General features: G+C 64.2%; 7 protein-coding genes. 4 read left to right on the top strand and 3 right to left on the bottom strand.

The window, feature by feature from the left end:
• Window positions 1-36: 36 nt before the first annotated feature.
• From V5F49_RS19785 to V5F49_RS19800, 4 genes are all read left to right on the top strand, one after another.
• Window positions 37-1,287, top strand: coding sequence for a glycosyltransferase (locus V5F49_RS19785; protein WP_394114992.1), 1,251 nt, complete (start codon window positions 37-39; stop codon window positions 1,285-1,287).
• A gap of 22 nt (window positions 1,288-1,309) precedes the next feature.
• Window positions 1,310-2,269, top strand: coding sequence for an NAD-dependent epimerase/dehydratase family protein (locus V5F49_RS19790; protein WP_394114993.1), 960 nt, complete (start codon window positions 1,310-1,312; stop codon window positions 2,267-2,269).
• Window positions 2,270-2,745: 476 nt separating this feature from the next.
• The gene (locus V5F49_RS19795; protein ID WP_509210717.1) at window positions 2,746-3,777 is read left to right on the top strand and encodes a glycosyltransferase; all 1,032 of its coding nucleotides are present in this window, start codon (window positions 2,746-2,748) and stop codon (window positions 3,775-3,777) included.
• Between the two features lie 127 nt (window positions 3,778-3,904).
• Window positions 3,905-5,236, top strand: a complete 1,332-nt coding sequence (locus V5F49_RS19800) for a hypothetical protein (RefSeq protein WP_394114994.1) — start codon at window positions 3,905-3,907, stop codon at window positions 5,234-5,236.
• 521 nt (window positions 5,237-5,757) lie between these two features.
• Here V5F49_RS19800 and V5F49_RS19805 read toward each other — a convergent pair.
• The 3 genes from V5F49_RS19805 to V5F49_RS19815 form a co-directional block, all read right to left on the bottom strand.
• Window positions 5,758-7,689 (bottom strand): acyltransferase family protein, encoded by a 1,932-nt coding sequence (locus V5F49_RS19805; protein WP_394114995.1) that lies wholly within the window; start codon window positions 7,687-7,689, stop codon window positions 5,758-5,760.
• Between the two features lie 174 nt (window positions 7,690-7,863).
• Window positions 7,864-14,547, bottom strand: a complete 6,684-nt coding sequence (locus V5F49_RS19810; RefSeq protein WP_394114996.1) for a hypothetical protein — start codon at window positions 14,545-14,547, stop codon at window positions 7,864-7,866.
• Between the two features lie 754 nt (window positions 14,548-15,301).
• Entirely contained in the window at window positions 15,302-16,591 is a 1,290-nt protein-coding gene (locus V5F49_RS19815; RefSeq protein ID WP_394114997.1) for a lipopolysaccharide biosynthesis protein, read from the bottom strand.
• Window positions 16,592-16,618: the final 27 nt, after the last annotated feature.

The raw sequence follows: 16,618 nt of genomic DNA on the forward strand, positions 1-16,618 counted from the left end.
GGGCGCGCGGCGGATGCAGCAGGGTGAGCACGACCGATGAAGATCTGTATCGCGGCCCAGACATTCGCGCCGGAGGACGAGGGCGGCGCCGAAATCTCCGCCCGCATGGCGGCCATCGAGCTGTCGCGCCGGAACCATGACGTGACCGTCCTGGCGCTCGGCATGGAGGGAGACGCCCTGGCGCCGGTCGGCACGCAGCGCCATCCGGAAGGCTTCACGCTGGTGCGCGTGCCCTATCGCAACCTGCATCTTCCGGCGGCCCGCCAGTCGGCCGCCGGGGCGCTGAAGAAGCTGGAATGGCACGCGCGCGCCGCCTGGGGCGCGGCGCGGCTCGACGACATCATGGCGGTGCTCGAGCCCCGCCGTTTCGACGTGCTCTACGCGCAGAACTCGGTGCGCATGCAGCCGGCGCTGTTCGCGGCGGCGCGGCGGCTGAAGCTGCCCATCGTGTGGCACCTGCGCGACTATGCGGTGCTCTGCCCCAAGACCAACATGTTCCGCGACGGCAAGAATTGCGAGAGCCCCTGCCTCGACTGCCGGGTGCTGACCTCGCGCATCGGCATCGGCGACGGCGCCGACATCACCGCCATCGCCGTGAGCCACGCGGTGCGCGAGCGCATCACCAGGGGCGGCCAGCTGCGCAAGGCCAACTGGCACGTGCTCTACAACACCAACACCAGCGAGACCAAGTTCGACGCCGCGCTGATGGGGCGGGAGAAGCCCTCCAGCCCTGTTTTCACCTTCGGCTATCTGGGTGGGATCACCGAGGCGAAGGGCGTGGGGGACCTGGTGAGCGCCTTCGCCGCCATGGAGGGCGGGGAGCGCGCCCGCCTGCTGGTGGCCGGCCGGGGACGCGACGACTATGTGGCGCACCTCAAGGAGCTGGCCCGCGGCAAGGCGGTGGAGTTCCTCGGCCATGTGCCGCCGGAGCGGATCTACGCCGAGGCCGACGTGGTGGTGGTGCCGTCGCGCTGGATCGAGCCGCAGGGCCGCATCATCGTCGAGGCCGCGGTCTATGGCGTGCCGCTGATCGGGACCGACCGCGGCGGCATTCCCGAGGTGCTGAAGGGCTACGGCATGGGCTGGTGCTACGAGCCCGACGAGCCGGGCGCCCTCAAGGCGCTCATGGAACGCGCGCTGACCATCGGCCAGGAGGCCTGGTGGGCCCAGCGCGACACGCTTTTCCCGGGCATCCGCGACTACAAGGGCACCGCGGAATCCTCGCGCTACTACGAGCAGATCGAGGCCATCCTGGCCGGATCGACATCATCTCTTCCGCCGGTCTGAGGCGGACACAAGGGGTTAGGCCATGCAGGGTGCGATCATCATCTTCGGCGGGTCGGGTTTCGTCGGCACGCATCTGGCGCGCAAGCTGACCGCGGCCGGGGAGCAGGTCATCTCCGCCGACATCAAGCCGCAGCGCGAGACCCTGCCGGGCGTCGACTACCGCATCGCCGACGTGCGCGACCTCTCGGGGTTCGAGGTCAGCCAGCCGGTGAAGCGCATCTACAATTTCGCGGCCATCCACACCACGCCGGGGCATCCCTTCTGGGAGTATTACGACACCAACATCAACGGCGCGCTGGAGGTGAAGGCGTTGGCCGAGCGGCTCGGCGTGCCGGAGATCGTGTTCACCAGCTCGATCTCGGTCTATGGCCCGTCCGAGTCCATGAAGGACGAGAACACCACGCCCACGCCGGAATCCGCCTACGGCTATTCCAAGCTGATGGCCGAGCGCGTGCACCGGCTGTGGCTGGAGGGGGGCGAGGGCCGGCGGCTGACCATCGTGCGGCCGGCGGTGGTGTTCGGGCAGGGCGAGCGCGGCAACTTTACCCGCCTCGCGCGGCTGCTGGAGAAGGGCTTCTTCATCTTCCCCGGCCGCAAGGACACCATCAAGGCCTGCGTCTATGTGGAGGACCTGATCGACGCGATGGAGTTCGCGCGGCTCAGCCCGGAGCCGTTCAAGGTTTTCAACGCGGCCTATCCCGAGCGCTACACGCTGGAGCAGGTGGTCTCGCTGTTCATCGAAGATCACTTCCCCAAGGGGAAGACTTACATGATCCCGCGGGGCGTCGTGGTGGGGATAGCCACCGGACTGGAGAAGACAAAGGTGCTGAATATCGGCATACACCCCGAGCGGGTAATGAAGCTGGTGCGTTCTACCGATATCTTCCCCCAGTGGCTGACGTCCAAGGGATATACTTTTCCGTATAACCTGCGTCAGGGACTGCAACGGTGGTCGGACCAGAGCGGAAAGAAGTTTGACTAATGAGCAACGCGGTACATTTGTACCGTGTTAAACTGATTTAGATGGCCGTTTCAGCGCGTGAAGCGGGTGGATCTTAGGGATATTCGGGTGGCGTCCGGGGATGTAGGCAAATTCCACGAGGAAAATCTGCTTTCGCGCCTGTCATCATTCTGTCACTCTGGGTTGAGAGTGAGTGCATTTCACGCTGCCCACAAATGGAGAAGGAGTTGCAAGGCCGGCGGGCGCGAGATGCGAGAGCATCAGGCAGGCGAATGGCTTAACCCGCATCGCGACGGGCGTGCGAAATCAGTTGCAGTGGATCCGGGATTTTCGACCTGCGCGCCGCGCGTGGCCGGAAGGACAATCAATAGTTGAGCGCTGCTGGGATCGATCCAATTCATCGGGTGAGAGGTGCCACCAGTGACGGATGCCTGCGAGTGAGCATGATGCGGCTGCTCCATGTGTGCGAAAGCGTGATTGGAGGCACAGGTTCCTATTTGTCGGAGCTCGTTCCCGCGCAGGTCGCCGTCTATGGGGCGGAGAACATCGCGCTGGTGGTGCCGGAGAACCAGCTGGGGTATCTCGATCCGCAGGTGGTCGGCTCCGGCGTGCGCATCATCTCCTTCGCCCGCCGCTCCCGTTCCCTCGGTCTCCTGAACTTCGTGCGGGCCTACCGCCGCGCTCTGGACGAGCTGAAGCCCACCATCGTCCACGCCCACTCCTCCATCGCCGGCGTGGTCGTGCGCGGCCTCGGCCTGTCGCGCGGCTATCGCATCATCTTCTGTCCACACGGCTGGTCCGTCGACATGAAGGGCTCGCGCGTCGTCCGCTTCGTCGCGGAGATCGTCGAGCGCCTGCTCGTCCGCAACACCGATCAGGTGATCCTGATCTCCCGCCACGAGTTCCGCCGCGCCAAGGACCTGGGCTTCGCCGACGATGCGCTCAGCCTCGTGGTCAGCGGGATCAAGTCGCAGGCGCCTGAGGTGCAGCCCGCCACCTGGGATGACGCCCGGCTGCGCGTGCTCTACGCCGGCCGGTTCGATTTCCAGAAGGGCGTGGACGTGCTGCTGGAGGCGGTGGAAGGCCTCGAGGAGACGCTGAGCGTCCGGCTCGTGGGCGGGTTCGTGGTGAACGAGCTCAAGCTGCCGGAGGCCCTGCCGCCCCACGTGGTCAACCTGGGATGGCACGACCGGGTCGAGGTCTATGCCCAGATGCAGGCCTGCGACGTGCTGGTCGTTCCGTCCCGCTGGGAAGGGTTCGGCCTGGTGGCCATCGAGGCGATGCGGCTCGGCGTCCCCGTCATCGCCTCGTCTGTCGGGGGGTTGAAGGAGATCCTGGGTGACGGCCAGTACGGCATTCTCGTCCCACCGGAAGACGCCGCCGCCCTGCGCCGCGTCCTGTCGTCGCTGACGCGTGAGCAGTTGCGGGAGATCGCGGCCTGCGGGCGCGCGCGCTTCCTCGCGGACTATTCGCTGGAGCGGATGGTGCGGGAAACCGATGGGGTCTATGCCAAGGTCCTGCGGAAATGATACTCTGCTGCAGTGCGGCAAGGCCCGGCCCCCGCGGCCCGGCTGCCGGATGATGCCGGCCGGTTGCCGCTAGCCCGATGGCGGGCGCGCCGGGGCGGCTGCACCGGCAGATCACAAGGACGGAAGCATGTTCGCAGGTGCGCAGCGGCAGCGGAGCGGGGACCTCTTCTTCGTCTTCCTTGTCATCACGTTCCTCGCGTTCGCCGTCCGCGACGGCCTCACCGGCGTGCTGCGCTACGGCCTCGGCCTCGCCAAGCTCGACGTGCTGTGGTTCATCCCGGATTTCATGTCGTTCGCCGTCATCGGCGTTTTTGCCTACCAGCAGATCTTCGAGAAGCGGAACCTCATCGGCATCCTCTTCATCGCGAACTTCGTGGTGGGGCTGATCATCGGCACCATCTTCATGGATCTGGAGATGCTGACGTTCATGTCGGCGCTCAAGAGCCTCACGCCCATCTTCGTCGGCTTCGCCTTCTACGACCGCGCCGCGACCGAGTTCCGCTGGGCGCGCATCGTGATCTTCCTGATTCTGATGGCGTCCATCGTCGGCGTGATCCTGAATCCCTACATCGAATATCCGTGGACCGGGCAGACCATGACGTCGTTCGGCGTCGAGCGCGCGGTCGGCAAGCTGTGGTGGACCGGCGGCGAGGTGCGCTACGGCGGCTTCGCCGGCGACAGCACCATGGCGGCCTTCACCATCTTCGTGCTGTATGTGCTGCTCAGCTTCCGCCTGAGCCTGCTGCGCAACCTGATGTTGTGGCCGCTGGTGGTCTGGCCGATCTATGTGACCACCAGCAAGACGGCGCTCGGCACGGTTGCCGTCTACTTCATCATCTATCTGGCGTGCCAGATCGTGCGCAACCGCGACCAGAACCTGGAGCTGCTCCGGCTCGGGGCGCGCCTGTCGTTCCTGCTGATCCTGGTGCCGCCGATCCTCATCATCGCGTTCGGCGGTTTCGACCTGTCCGGCGTCTCGCCCGTGCTGTCGAGCATGTCTGACCGCATCGACAACACCTGGCGCGGGCCGTTCGTCACCATCGCCGAGATCTTCCCGACCGCGTTGATCACCGGCTGTGGCGTGGGCTGCTATGCCTATCCGATGACCTATACGTCCTTGTCGGACATTTACTTCGCGCTGGATAATTTCTACCTGACCACCTATATGATGCTCGGCGTGCCGTTCCTGTTCTTCGTCGTGATGCAGATTTATTGCATCCGCTACAACATGGACAGGACGAAGCTCGCGCTCATCATCCTCATGAACGTCTACACGGTGACCGTGCAGTGCTACGGCCCCTCGTTCGCGACGCTCATGCTCGGCTATGTCTTCAGCGCGTCGTTCGCGGCCAAATGGCAGCACTTTGCGCGCGCCATGCCGACGCCTCCACGCCACACCGTCCGCTCGGCGGCGGTGGAGTCCCGGCACGGGATGGGTCTTCGCCCCCACATGCGCTAGGCGACCTCGCGGGTCCGCCGTCTCCCCTCGACCCGTTCCCGGGCCGGGAAGTGGCCGGTCGCATTCGGCGTGCGTTCGATCCGGTTCGGGGGGATGGGACAGGGGGAGCCCGTCCGGTCATCCGCCGGCGTATGCCGGCCGCGCCGGCTCGGTGACGCGCATCCCCGTACTGCGGGAGTCGCTGGAGCCGCTGAAACGGCTGCGCCGCATGGTCCTTCTCCTGATCGAAGGACCCCAGCTTATCCATGGCAGGAACTCAGGGTGAGCACGTCACCGCATCAGAACGCCGTGCTGCCGCTGATCCCTCAGCGCGCGCCGCTGCCTATGGCTGCGCGGCGGCATCGGCTCCCATCCGCGAGCGCGCGCTCGGGCCCCGATCCGCCCTGCGACGGCAGCGTCGGCACGGAGAGCTTCCTGCCGGACGCAGCCGGAGGAGCCGTGCCATCCAGGTGCATCTACCGGTGTCGCCGCGCTGGCCGGCCGCGGAGACGAGACGGGCGCGGGCGTGCCAGGAGGGAGGCTCAGCTGCCGTTCTTGCCCTGGATCGTGGCGAGGATGGTGGGGGCGATCAGGTCGGAGCCCTTCAGGCTCAGGTGGTCCTTGTCGAAATAGAGGACACCGTTGCCATCCCTGAAGATCTCGCAGAAATGGTCGTCGCACAGGATGTCGCTCGGGTCGACGATCTGCGCCCCGTAGGTCTTGTGCAATCCGGCGATGACGGTGTTCCACTTCTCGCTGCGGGCGCGATAGGAACTCTGCGGAATACCGATCTTGCGGATGTCCTGCCCCCGGCTCTGGGCGAGGCCGAGCGCCTGCGGGGGATCGAAATCGAAGGTCGGGATCTGGGCGATCAGGATGACCCTCTTGCCGGCGTTGGTCAGGGCCTTCACCGTTGATTCCAGCGCCGGGGCGAGGCCCTGCGCGCCCTGGTCCAGATACTCCTGCCCGTTGGCGGCGAGAATGACGTTGCGCACATCGGGGGAGGCGACGAGGTTGTCGAGAACGGCCTGGTTGTGGCCGACGCAGTGGGGCCGCCCCGGCGCGGCGAAGCCGAGCGCCGGCGGGCAGGCGGATGCCGTGATCTCCATCACCGACTGGCCCGATCCCGCCACCAGCGAGCCCAGCTGGTAGGAGATCTCCGCCCCGTGGCTGTCGCCCCAGACGACGGTGGACGGCGTCTTGCTGGTGTCGCCGAACACGCAATTGGCGCGGAACGGAATGGGCAGGCCACCTCCGCTGTGGCACTGGCTGCGCTTGGGATTGAAATCGTTCGATCCGTTGAACAGCGCGAGCGTCTCGCTGGAGAAGCGCGCCGGAAGACCCTTGGTCAGGTAGATGGGCGAGATCAGCAGCGCGAGCACCGCAATGGCGCCGAGGCCGCCGGTGAGCAGGGGCGTCGCGCGCAGCGAGGCGTGCATGAACGGCTGCTCGACGAAGCGGTAGGACAGGATCGCCAGGACGATCGAAATCACCACGCACGCGGCCGCCACCTGGACGGGAAGCTCGATGCCGAATTCGTTGCGCGCGAACGCCAGCACCGGCCAGTGCCAGAGGTAGAGGGAATAGGAGATGTCGCCGAGGTAGCGGAACGGCGGATTTGCGATCAGCCGCGTGACCAGCGGCAGGCCGTCGGGCCGCCCCGCATGGATGAGCAGGGCCGCGCCGACGCAGGGGATCAGCGCATTCAGCCCGGGAAAGCGGGTGTGCTCGGAGAAGGCGAACAGCGCGAAGAGCACCATGCCGAGCCCGATCACCGCGCCCGCCTCGCGCACCCGACGTGACGCGGGCAGGTGATGGCCGGCGACGGCGAGCAGCGAGCCGATCAGCAGCTCGAAGGCCCGTGAATGCAGCAGGTAATAGGCGGCGGTTGCCGCGCGATCCACCATCAGCTCCGAGACCACAAGCGACGCCACGAAGCAGGCGAGGAGCACCGGCACCAGCAGGGCCCTGCGAAACCGGTAGACCACATACATCAGCAGCGGCAGAAAGATGTAGAACTGTTCCTCGACGCCCAGCGACCATGTGTGGAGCAGGGGGCGTAACTCAGCCGACGTCTCGAAATATCCGGTGGTTTTCCAGAAATAGATATTCGAGACCGAAAGCAGCGAGGCGATGGCGGAAACGGACAGGGCCGAATACTGCTTGGGGCTGAGCGCGAAATAGCCGAAGCCGATGGTTGCGGCCACAACCACCACGAGCGCGGGAACGATGCGGCGGATCCGGCGCCGATAGAAGTCGGCAATGGAAAAACCACCTTGCTCCAGTGACTTGTAGATGATCCCCGTGATCAGATAGCCCGAGATCACGAAGAAGATGTCGACGCCCACATAGCCGCCGGGGATTGCCGTCGGAAAGGCGTGGAACAGGAGGACGGACAGCACCGCGATGGCCCGCAGGCCCTGGATATCGTCACGGAAACGGGGCGTCGTGACGCCGGCGTCCTGGTATCGCATGTCGCACCTGCCCCTGCGCGCCGTCCATCCCAATGGTGCAGTGCAGTATAGTTGCGGGCAGCGCGGTGTAAAGGCGCAGGGCCGGGACGCATCCGCGCAGGCAGTGGGGGATATGGGAAAATAATACCGCCCAGGGTGGGGCAAGGCCGGCAGGGCGGACCCCGCCGGCGGAGCTCACTGGAACAGGAAGATGCTGCTGCTCACGTTCGCCAGCTGCATGTCCTTGAGCACGAGGGAATGGGTGGAGTCGATGCTCACGGTCACGTCGCTGCCGGTCTGGGTGAGGTGCAGGTCGCTGGCGGAATGGGCGAGCCCGCCCTCGATAAGGATGTGGCTGGTTCCTGCGTCGAAGTTCAGCAGCGTGTCGGTGCCGCCATCGTAATGGTATGTATTGTTGGCCATTCCGCGCAAATAGACAATGTCGTTCGTCGCCCCACCATGCACGTCCTGTCCGGCGGTGTAGGAATAGACGGTATGCGTGCCGTCCGTATGCTCGTAGTCACGCAGCAGCAGGACGAGATCCTTGGCGAAGGTGTCATGGCGGATGTCGCCGGATCCGTCCTGAAGGTAGTTGTCGACAACCCGCGATCCGTCCGTATGGATCTCGTAATGGGCGAGCAGGGTGCCCTTGCTGTCGTACATCCACGTGTCCTTGGAGCCGTCGGTGTGGGGAACCTCGCGATAGTCATAGGTGCCATCGGCGTGGAACCGCTCCACCAGCAGCGTCTTGCCGCTGGCGTCCGTCTGCTGGTGCTGCGAGGTGTAGGTCTGTCCGGTGATGTTGTACGTGAAATAGTCGGTCACGCCGGTCGTCTTGTTGAGGTCGACGATCTTCGTCAGCACGCCGCTGGTCCACGTCTTCGTCACGTAGTCGGTTGAGCTGTCGATGATTTCCTGCGTGAGCTTTCCGGAAATCGGATCATATGTATCTGTCGTCTTCGTTCCATTGGGAGCGAGGATGATTTCCGAGATCTTCTGCCCGGCGGTGTTGTAGGTGGTGGTGTCCTGCGTGCCGTCGGTGGCGATGGTCTTGGTGTAGTCGCGGGTGCCGTCAGCGTGGAAGCGCTCGATGAGCACGACCTTTCCGGCGGCATCCACCGTCTGGTGCTGGGTGGTGTAGGTCTGGCCGGTGATGTTGTAGTTGTAGGTGTCGGTATAGCCCGTCGTCTTGTTGACGGTGTTGACCTTCATCAGGACGCCATTGGTCCAGTTGCGGGTGGTGTATTCGGCCGGCCCGTCCACCACCTCCAGCGTGATCTTGCCGCTGGCGGGGTCGAAGGTGTCGGTCGTCTTCGCGCCGTTGGGCGCGATGATGACTTCCGAGATCTTCTGCCCCGCGGTGTTGTAGGTGGTGGTGTCCTGCGTACCGTCGGCGGCGATGGTCTTGGTGTAGTCGCGGGTGCCGTCGGCGTGGAAGCGCTCGATGAGCACGACTTTTCCGGTGGCATCCACCGTCTGGTGCTGGGTTGTGTAGGTCTGGCCGGTGATGTTGTAGTTGTAGGTGTCGGTATAACCCGTCGTCTTGTTGACGGTGTTGACCTTCATCAGGACGCCATTGGTCCAGTTGCGGGTGGTGTATTCGGTGGTGCTCTCCACCACCTCCAGCGTGATCTTGCCGCTGGCGGGATCAAAAGTGTCGGTCGTCTTGGTGCCGTTGGGCGCGATGATGACTTCCGAGATCTTCTGCCCGGCGGTGTTGTAGGTGGTGGTGTCCTGCGTGCCGTCGGCGGCGATGGTCTTGGTGTAATCGCGGGTGCCGTCGGCGTGGAAGCGCTCGATGAGCACGACCTTTCCGGAGGCATCCACCGTCTGGTGCTGGGTGGTGTAGGTCTGGCCGCTGATGTTGTAGTTGTAGGTGTCGGTATAGCCCGTCGTCTTATTGACGGTGTTCACCTTCATCAGGACGCCGTTGGTCCAGTTGCGGGTGGTGTATTCGGCCGGCCCGTCCACCACCTCCAGCGTGATCTTGCCGCTGGCGGGATCATAGGTGTCGGTGGTCACCGTGCCGTTGGGCGCGACGATGACCTCGCTCACCTTCTGCCCGGCGGCGTTGTAGGTGGTGGTGTCCTGCGTGCCGTCGGCGGCGATGGTCTTGGTGTAGTCGCGGGTGCCGTCGGCGTGGAAGCGCTCGATCAGCGTGGTCTTGCCCGCCGCGTCCACCACCTGATGCTGGCTGGTATAGGTCTGCCCGGTGATGGCGTAGGTGTAGTAGTGGGTGGTGCCCGTGGTCTTGTCCAGGTCGACGGCCTTTGTCAGGACACCGCCGGTCCACGTCCTGGTCATGTAATCGGTGCTGCTGTCGACGATCTGCTGCACGCGCAGGCCGCTCGCCGTGTCATAGGTGTCGGTGGTCACCGTGCCATTGGGCGCGGTGATGACTTCGGTCACCTTCTGGCCGGCGGCGTTGTAGGTGGTGACATCCTGCGTGCCGTCGGCGGCCACGGTCTTGGTGTAGTCGAGCGTGCCGTCGGCGTGGAAGCGCTCGATCAGCGTCGTCTTGCCGGAGGCATCCACGACCTGGTGCAGCGTCGTGTAGCTCTGGCCGGTGATGCCGTAGGTGGTGGTGTCGGTGACGCCGGTGGTCTTGTTGACGATGTTGAGCTTCGTCAGAACGCCATCGGTCCAGTTGCGGGTGGTGTAGTCGGTCGGGCTGTCGACTACCTCCAGCGTGACCTTGCCGCTCGCCGGATCGAAGGTGTCGGTGGTCACGGTGCCGTTCGGCGCGACGATGACCTCGCTCACCTTCTGCCCGGCGGCGTTGTAGGTGGTGGTGTCCTGCGTGCCGTCGGCGGCGATGGTCTTGGTGTAGTCGAGCGTGCCGTCGGCGTGGAAGCGCTCGATGAGCGTGGTCTTGCCGGAGGCGTCCACCACCTGGTGCTGGCTCGTATAGGTCTGCCCGGTGATGGCGTAGGTATAATAATGGGTCGTTCCGGTGGTCTTGTTCAGGTCCACCATCTTGGTGAGAACGCCATTGGTCCACGTCTTGGTGACGTAATCGGTCGTGTTCTCGATGGTCTCCTGCGCCAGCAGGCCGGTCGCGGTATCATAGGTGTCAGTCGTCACTGCGCCGCTGGGGCTGATGATGACCTCGGTCATCTTCTGGCCGGCGGCATTGTAGGTGGTGGTGTCCTGCGTGCTGTCGGCGGCGACGGTCTTGGTGTAGTCAAACGTGCCGTCGGCGTGGAAGCGCTCGATCAGCGTCGTCTTGCCGGTCGCGTCGACCACCTGATGCAGCGTCGTGTAGCTCTGGCCGGTGATGCCGTAGGTGGTGGTGTCGGTGACACCGGTGGTCTTGTTGACGATGTTGAGCTTGGTCAGGACGCCGTCGGTCCAGTTGCGGGTGGTGTAGTCGGTCGGACTGTCGACCACCTCCAGCGTGATCTTGCCGCTCGCCGGATCATAGGTATCGGTCGTCACCGCCCCGTTGGGGCTGACGATGACCTTCGTCATCTTCTGCCCGGCAGCGTTGTAGGTGGTGGTTTCCTGCGTGCCGTCGCCGGCCACGGCCTTCGTATAGTCGAATGTGCCGTCCGCGTGGAACCGCTCTATGAGCGTGGTCTTGCCGGAGGCGTCCACCACCTGGTGCTGGCTGGTATAGGTCTGTCCGGTGATGGCGTAGGTGTAGTAATGGGTGGTGCCCGTGGTCTTGTTCAGGTCCACCATCTTGGTGAGAACGCCGTTGGTCCACGTCTTGGTCACGTAGTCTGTGCTGCTCTCGATGGTCTCTTGGGCCAGCAGGCCCGAGGCCGTGTCGTAGGTGTCGGTCGTCACCGTGCCGCCGCTGGTGGTGGTGACCGCGGACATCTTCTGACCGGCGGCGTTGTAGAGCGTGATGGTCTGGGTGCCGTCCGTGCCGATGGTCTTGGTGTAGTCACGTGTGCCGTCGGCGTGGAACCGCTCGATGAGCACCACCTTGCCGGTCGCGTCGACCACCTGATGCTGGGTGGTGTAGGTCTGGCCGGCGATGTTGTAGGTGGTGGTGTCGGTATAGCCGGTGGTCTTGTTGACTGTGTTGACCTTGGTCAGGACACCGTTGGTCCAGTTGCGGGTCGTGTATTCGCTTGAGCTCTCGACGATTTCGAGGGTGAGCTTTCCGCTCGCCGCATCGTATGTGTCCGTCGTCACCGTGCCGCTGGGGCTGATGATGACCTCGCCGATCTTCTGGCCGGCGGCGTTGTAGGTGGTGGTGTCCTGCGTGCCGTCGGCGGCGATGGTCTTGGTGTAGTCGAGCGTGCCGTCGGCGTGAAAACGCTCGATCAGCGTCGTCTTGCCGGAGGCGTCCACCACTTGATGCTGGCTCGTGTAGGTCTGCCCGACGATGCCATAGGTATAGTAATGGGTGGTGCCGGTGGTCTTGTTCAGGTCCACCACCTTGGTGAGCACGCCGTTCGTCCACGTCTTGGTGACGTAGTCGGTGGAGCTCTCCATGGTTTCCTGGGTGAGCAGGCCGGTGGAGGTGTCGAACAGGTCGGTGGTCACTGCGCCGCTGGGGCTGATGGTGACGTCGGACATCTTCTGTCCGGCGGCATTGTAGGTGGTGGTCGTCTGCGTGCCGTCGGCGCTCACCGTCTTGGTGTAGTCGCGCGTGCCGTCCGCATGGAAGCGTTCCACCAGCGTGATCTTGCCACTGGCCTCGATCACCTGATGCTGCGTCGTATAGCTCTGGCCGGTCACGTTGTAGAGGTAGTGATCGGTGGTGCCGGACGCCTTGTTGAGCGCGATCACCTTGGTGAGCGTGCCGTTGGTCCAGGTGCTGGTGGTATAGGTCGTGGCGCTGTCGATGATCTGCTGGACGCGGAGCCCGGATGCGGTGTCGAACGTGTCGGTCGTCACCGTGCCGCTGGGGCTGATGACCACCTCCGACATCTTCTGTCCGGCGGCATTGTAGGTGACCGTGTCCTGCGTCCCGTCCGCCGCGACCGACTTGGTGTAGTCGCGCGTGCCGTCCGCATGGAAGCGTTCCACCAGAAGCACCTTGCCGGTGGAATCGATGACCTGATGCTGCGTGGTGTAGCTCTGGCCGGTCACGTTGTAGAGGTAGTGGTCGGTGGTGCCCGATGCCTTGTCCAGCACGATTACCTTGGTGAGCGTGCCGCTGGTCCAGGTGCGCGTGGTGTAGGTGGACGCGCTGTCCACGATCTCCTGGACGCGCTGGCCCGTCGCGGGGTCGTAGGTGTCGGTGGTGATGGTGCCGTCGGCGCCGGTGATGACCTGAGTGACCATGCGGCCCGCGGCATTGTAGGTGGAGACGGTCTGCGTCCCGTCCGTGGCCACCGTCTTGACGTAGTCCGGCGTGCCATCGGCGTGGAAGCGCTCCACGAGCACCGCCTTGCCGGTGGAATCCACCACCTGATGCTGGCTGGTATAGGTCTGGCCGACAATGTTGTAGGTGTAGTACTCCATGAAGCCGTTGAGGTCGTCGACCGTCTTGCTGGTGACGATACCGTTGCTCAGGCTGTAATCGATGACGCGCGTCAGGTTGCCGTCGGCATCATAGAGCCGCTCGAGGCGCCAGGTGGCCTGTCCATAGGCCACCGAGAAGCTGTAGCCGCCGTCGATCTTGTCGAGAAGATCGCCGTAGTGCTGGATGATGTATTGCATCGTCTCGGGAGAGGCGACATCCAGCACGTTGCCGTCGGTGAGGTGGACGGAGACGAGGCCGGTGGTGTTGGCCAGCTCGTCCATCTGCGCCACGAAATCGGCGGAGGAGAGGGTCAGCTGGGCATCGACCTGCGCGGGCGCCGGCTCGGTCACGGGCGCGCTGGCCCCGATCTCGATCACCAGCGGCCGGTCGCTGAGCGGCACCGTGAAGGAGCTGACGTTGGTGTAGGTCGCGATCGGCGTCAGCCCACCCAGCGGATCGTACACGCGCACTGTCGTCACGGTCTCGCCCAGGTCGACGGTGACCGTGGACGTTGAATTGACGATGTCGGTGTCGTTCACATCGTCCCAGACCTTGCGATCGGTCCACAGGACGATGTCGTAGACGTCTCCGGACTTGGTCAGGACCATCGAATGGGCGTCGGAGGGCGCGTTCGACATGGTGAAACCGGTGTCGTGCGCCGTCGTCGGGGTGCCGTCGTTGCCGAACTGCAGGATGGTCGTGAGGTTGTGGATCGCCGTCGCGGCCTGCTTGGGCGAGCCATCGGCATTGAACAGGCCGAAGAAGGCTTCCTGCGGCTTGTCGGCGGTGCCGAGGCTGGGGGAATCGATCAGGTCGTAGATGTAGACCTGCTCCGCGCCGTTCTCGTAGGCGTCGAGGATATTCTGCAGGATCAGCTTTGCCTGCGCGGTCTCGCTGGTGCCGATGCCGCCGGCGGTCGGCAGGGTGGCGTAGCCCGTCTCCGTGACGATGACGGGATCGCCCTGCGACAGGCTCTGCGCCTTGGCGATGGAGGCGGCGATCTGGCTGTCGGCGGTCCGGCCCGTGTTGGGGTAAGCGTGGACGTTGGCGCCATCGGAATAGTTGCCGAGGTCGCCGAGCGTGTCGGAGCCGGGTCGGTTGTCGGCCAGGGAGACATTGTAGACCGGGACGTCGCCGAGGTCCCCGTCGGCCTTGATGGCCAGATAGAGATCACGCTGGAACGCGGCGATCGCGTCCGTCGAGCTCAGGCCGTTGTAGTAGAAATCCGTCGCGTTCGCCTCGTTCGGCCCCTCGATCGAGACGAGGCTTCCGGGATACGCATCCGCGAATGCATTGAGGGCGGTGAGGTAGCCGCTGATCCCGCCCTGACCACCTGCCGCCACGTAATTGTTCACGATGAAATCGAAACGGATGCCGCTCGCGGCCAGCGCATCGACGACTTCTTTTCCCTGGCCGTAAGAGGCATAGGAGTCGCGGACAAGAGAAATGTTCAAATAGTCTAGGCTGCTGATGACTAGGCTTGCATTCTTGTAGCTGTCCGTATAGCTGCCTGACTTTGTTCCAATGCCGAGTGAATTAACGAAATCAGACGCGCTATTCTGCGTAGTTTGATTGTCAGGCATTGGGGAGGCCTCCGCTCAGACTGTGTCCTGCGGTAAGATTTTGCGGGATTGTTCTGCCGATCGCTCGCAGATCGATCGGTAAAAGAATATTCCGAATTGTTAAAATCCAGCCAGCAACCGGAAATAGAAGGTAAAAAAATATTGCTGCAAACCTAGTGGCAGCTTTGATGGCATTCGCAGTCTGCGACTTTATGCTCAATGCCTTGGTTGTGGGTTTGATTGATGGGCTTGAAACTTGATTGTCACTGTTGCAGCAGCCTGTCAGTGCAGATCAGATTGCAATATGAGAAAGAACGGCCTTCCTCTTTATTCTTAATGGCTCACCATGGGGCAGGATGCGTGAAAACAGTATGGTCCCGGCAGAGGGGGTACCGTGGTGACGCAGCGCAACAAGCCGCCAGCAAGAGTTGCGATATTTCGACGCAGGAGAAAGGGCGGGCGGCCAATGCGGCGTGATGCGTCGCTCATGGCCGGCGTGAACAGGGCTCAGGCGGGGCAATCCGACTATCGGCTAAGTTGAATCGAGCCCCCGCCGGAGCGCCGGGACCGGCCGCGGCGGACAGCGCTGCCGCAGTGCGGCGGGCCCATGTCCTGCGGGCTGCCGCCCGCCCCGCGTGGAGATCGATCAGGCCGGGTCGCCGGTGCCCCCGGAGCCCGCGGGCGCGGGGTGGCTGCCATAGGCGAAGCGCAGCAGGAATCCGGCCTTGGTCGCCGTCACGATGGTGGCGGTGACGAGCGATGCGATGCCCACCCCGGGAAAGCCCATCAGCGCGGTGAACAGGAAGGTGACGGCGGCCGAGATCAGCAGCGAGGCGAGGTTGGTGAAAGCGTAGGTGCGGTCCATGCGCACGCTCATGAGGCCGACGTTCGCGAGGTCCGAGCCGGAGCGGATCATGGCCGCGACGAGCAGCATGATGAACACGCCGCGATGCTCGGTCACGTGGCCCATGTCCATGAAGGCAATGAGAATTTCGGCCGCGACGTACACGCACAGCCCGAGCGCGCCCGCGTAGGTCGCGGTCTTGATGATCTGGCGGCGCATGGCCGTGCGCCAGTTGGTGATGACGCCGGTGTTGTAGGCCTTGTAGAGAGTGGGCATGGCGAGCTGGATGATGGCTGTCGCCAGCAGCGTCTGCAGCGCATTGGCCAGCGACCAGTAGAAGTTGTAGAGGCCCGTCAGCTCCAGCCCGAGCATGAACGAGACGATGTAGCGATCGACATAGATGTAGCCCACAAGACCAATGTCACTGAAGTAGATCAGCCACGAACGCTTCAGGCGTTCCTTCAGCCACGGCACCTGGATCGGCGCGCGCACGGCCTCGCGCAGCGGCCAGTGGCGCAGGAACCACCACAGCAGCGCGAAATAGAGCACATAGCTGGCGAGCCAGCCGCCGAGCACGAACTCGATGGTCCGCGTCTCCGGCACCAGCAGGCCGATGCCGATGACGAACGGCACCCAGGCAGCCAGCCGTACGAACAGCACGATGTTGGCCTGGAACGGCATCTCCAGGGCGACGAGCGAGACGTGCATGTCGTTGGCGTAGATCTCCAGCCACACCAGCGCCGCCACCAGAATGAGGATCGGCGTGATGGGGTAGGAGACGGCGATCGCCGTCGCCAGCGAGCCCACCGCCAGCAGAGCGGTGACCACCGTGGACGCCAGCAGGCGCGTCTTCATGCGCGGGGCGGCGAGGTGGGGCGGCATGCCCACCAGCTCGCGGGCGTGGAAATAGTTGATGCCGAGGGTGGTGATGGCCGGCGCGATGCCGATGGCGCCGAGCGCGAGGCCGTAGATGCCGGCCGCTTCCAGCCCCAGATACTTGATGATGTAGAACGAGAGGATGAAGCGGAAGGCGAGGCTCGAGCCGCGCAGCCCCACGTTCACCAGTCCCGTAAGCCTGTTCAGGATCGCCATGGTCATCCTCTGCGCCCGCGCAGGGGC

This window comes from Xanthobacter lutulentifluminis (assembly GCF_043194675.2).
In the GTDB taxonomy this organism is placed as follows: domain Bacteria; phylum Pseudomonadota; class Alphaproteobacteria; order Rhizobiales; family Xanthobacteraceae; genus Xanthobacter.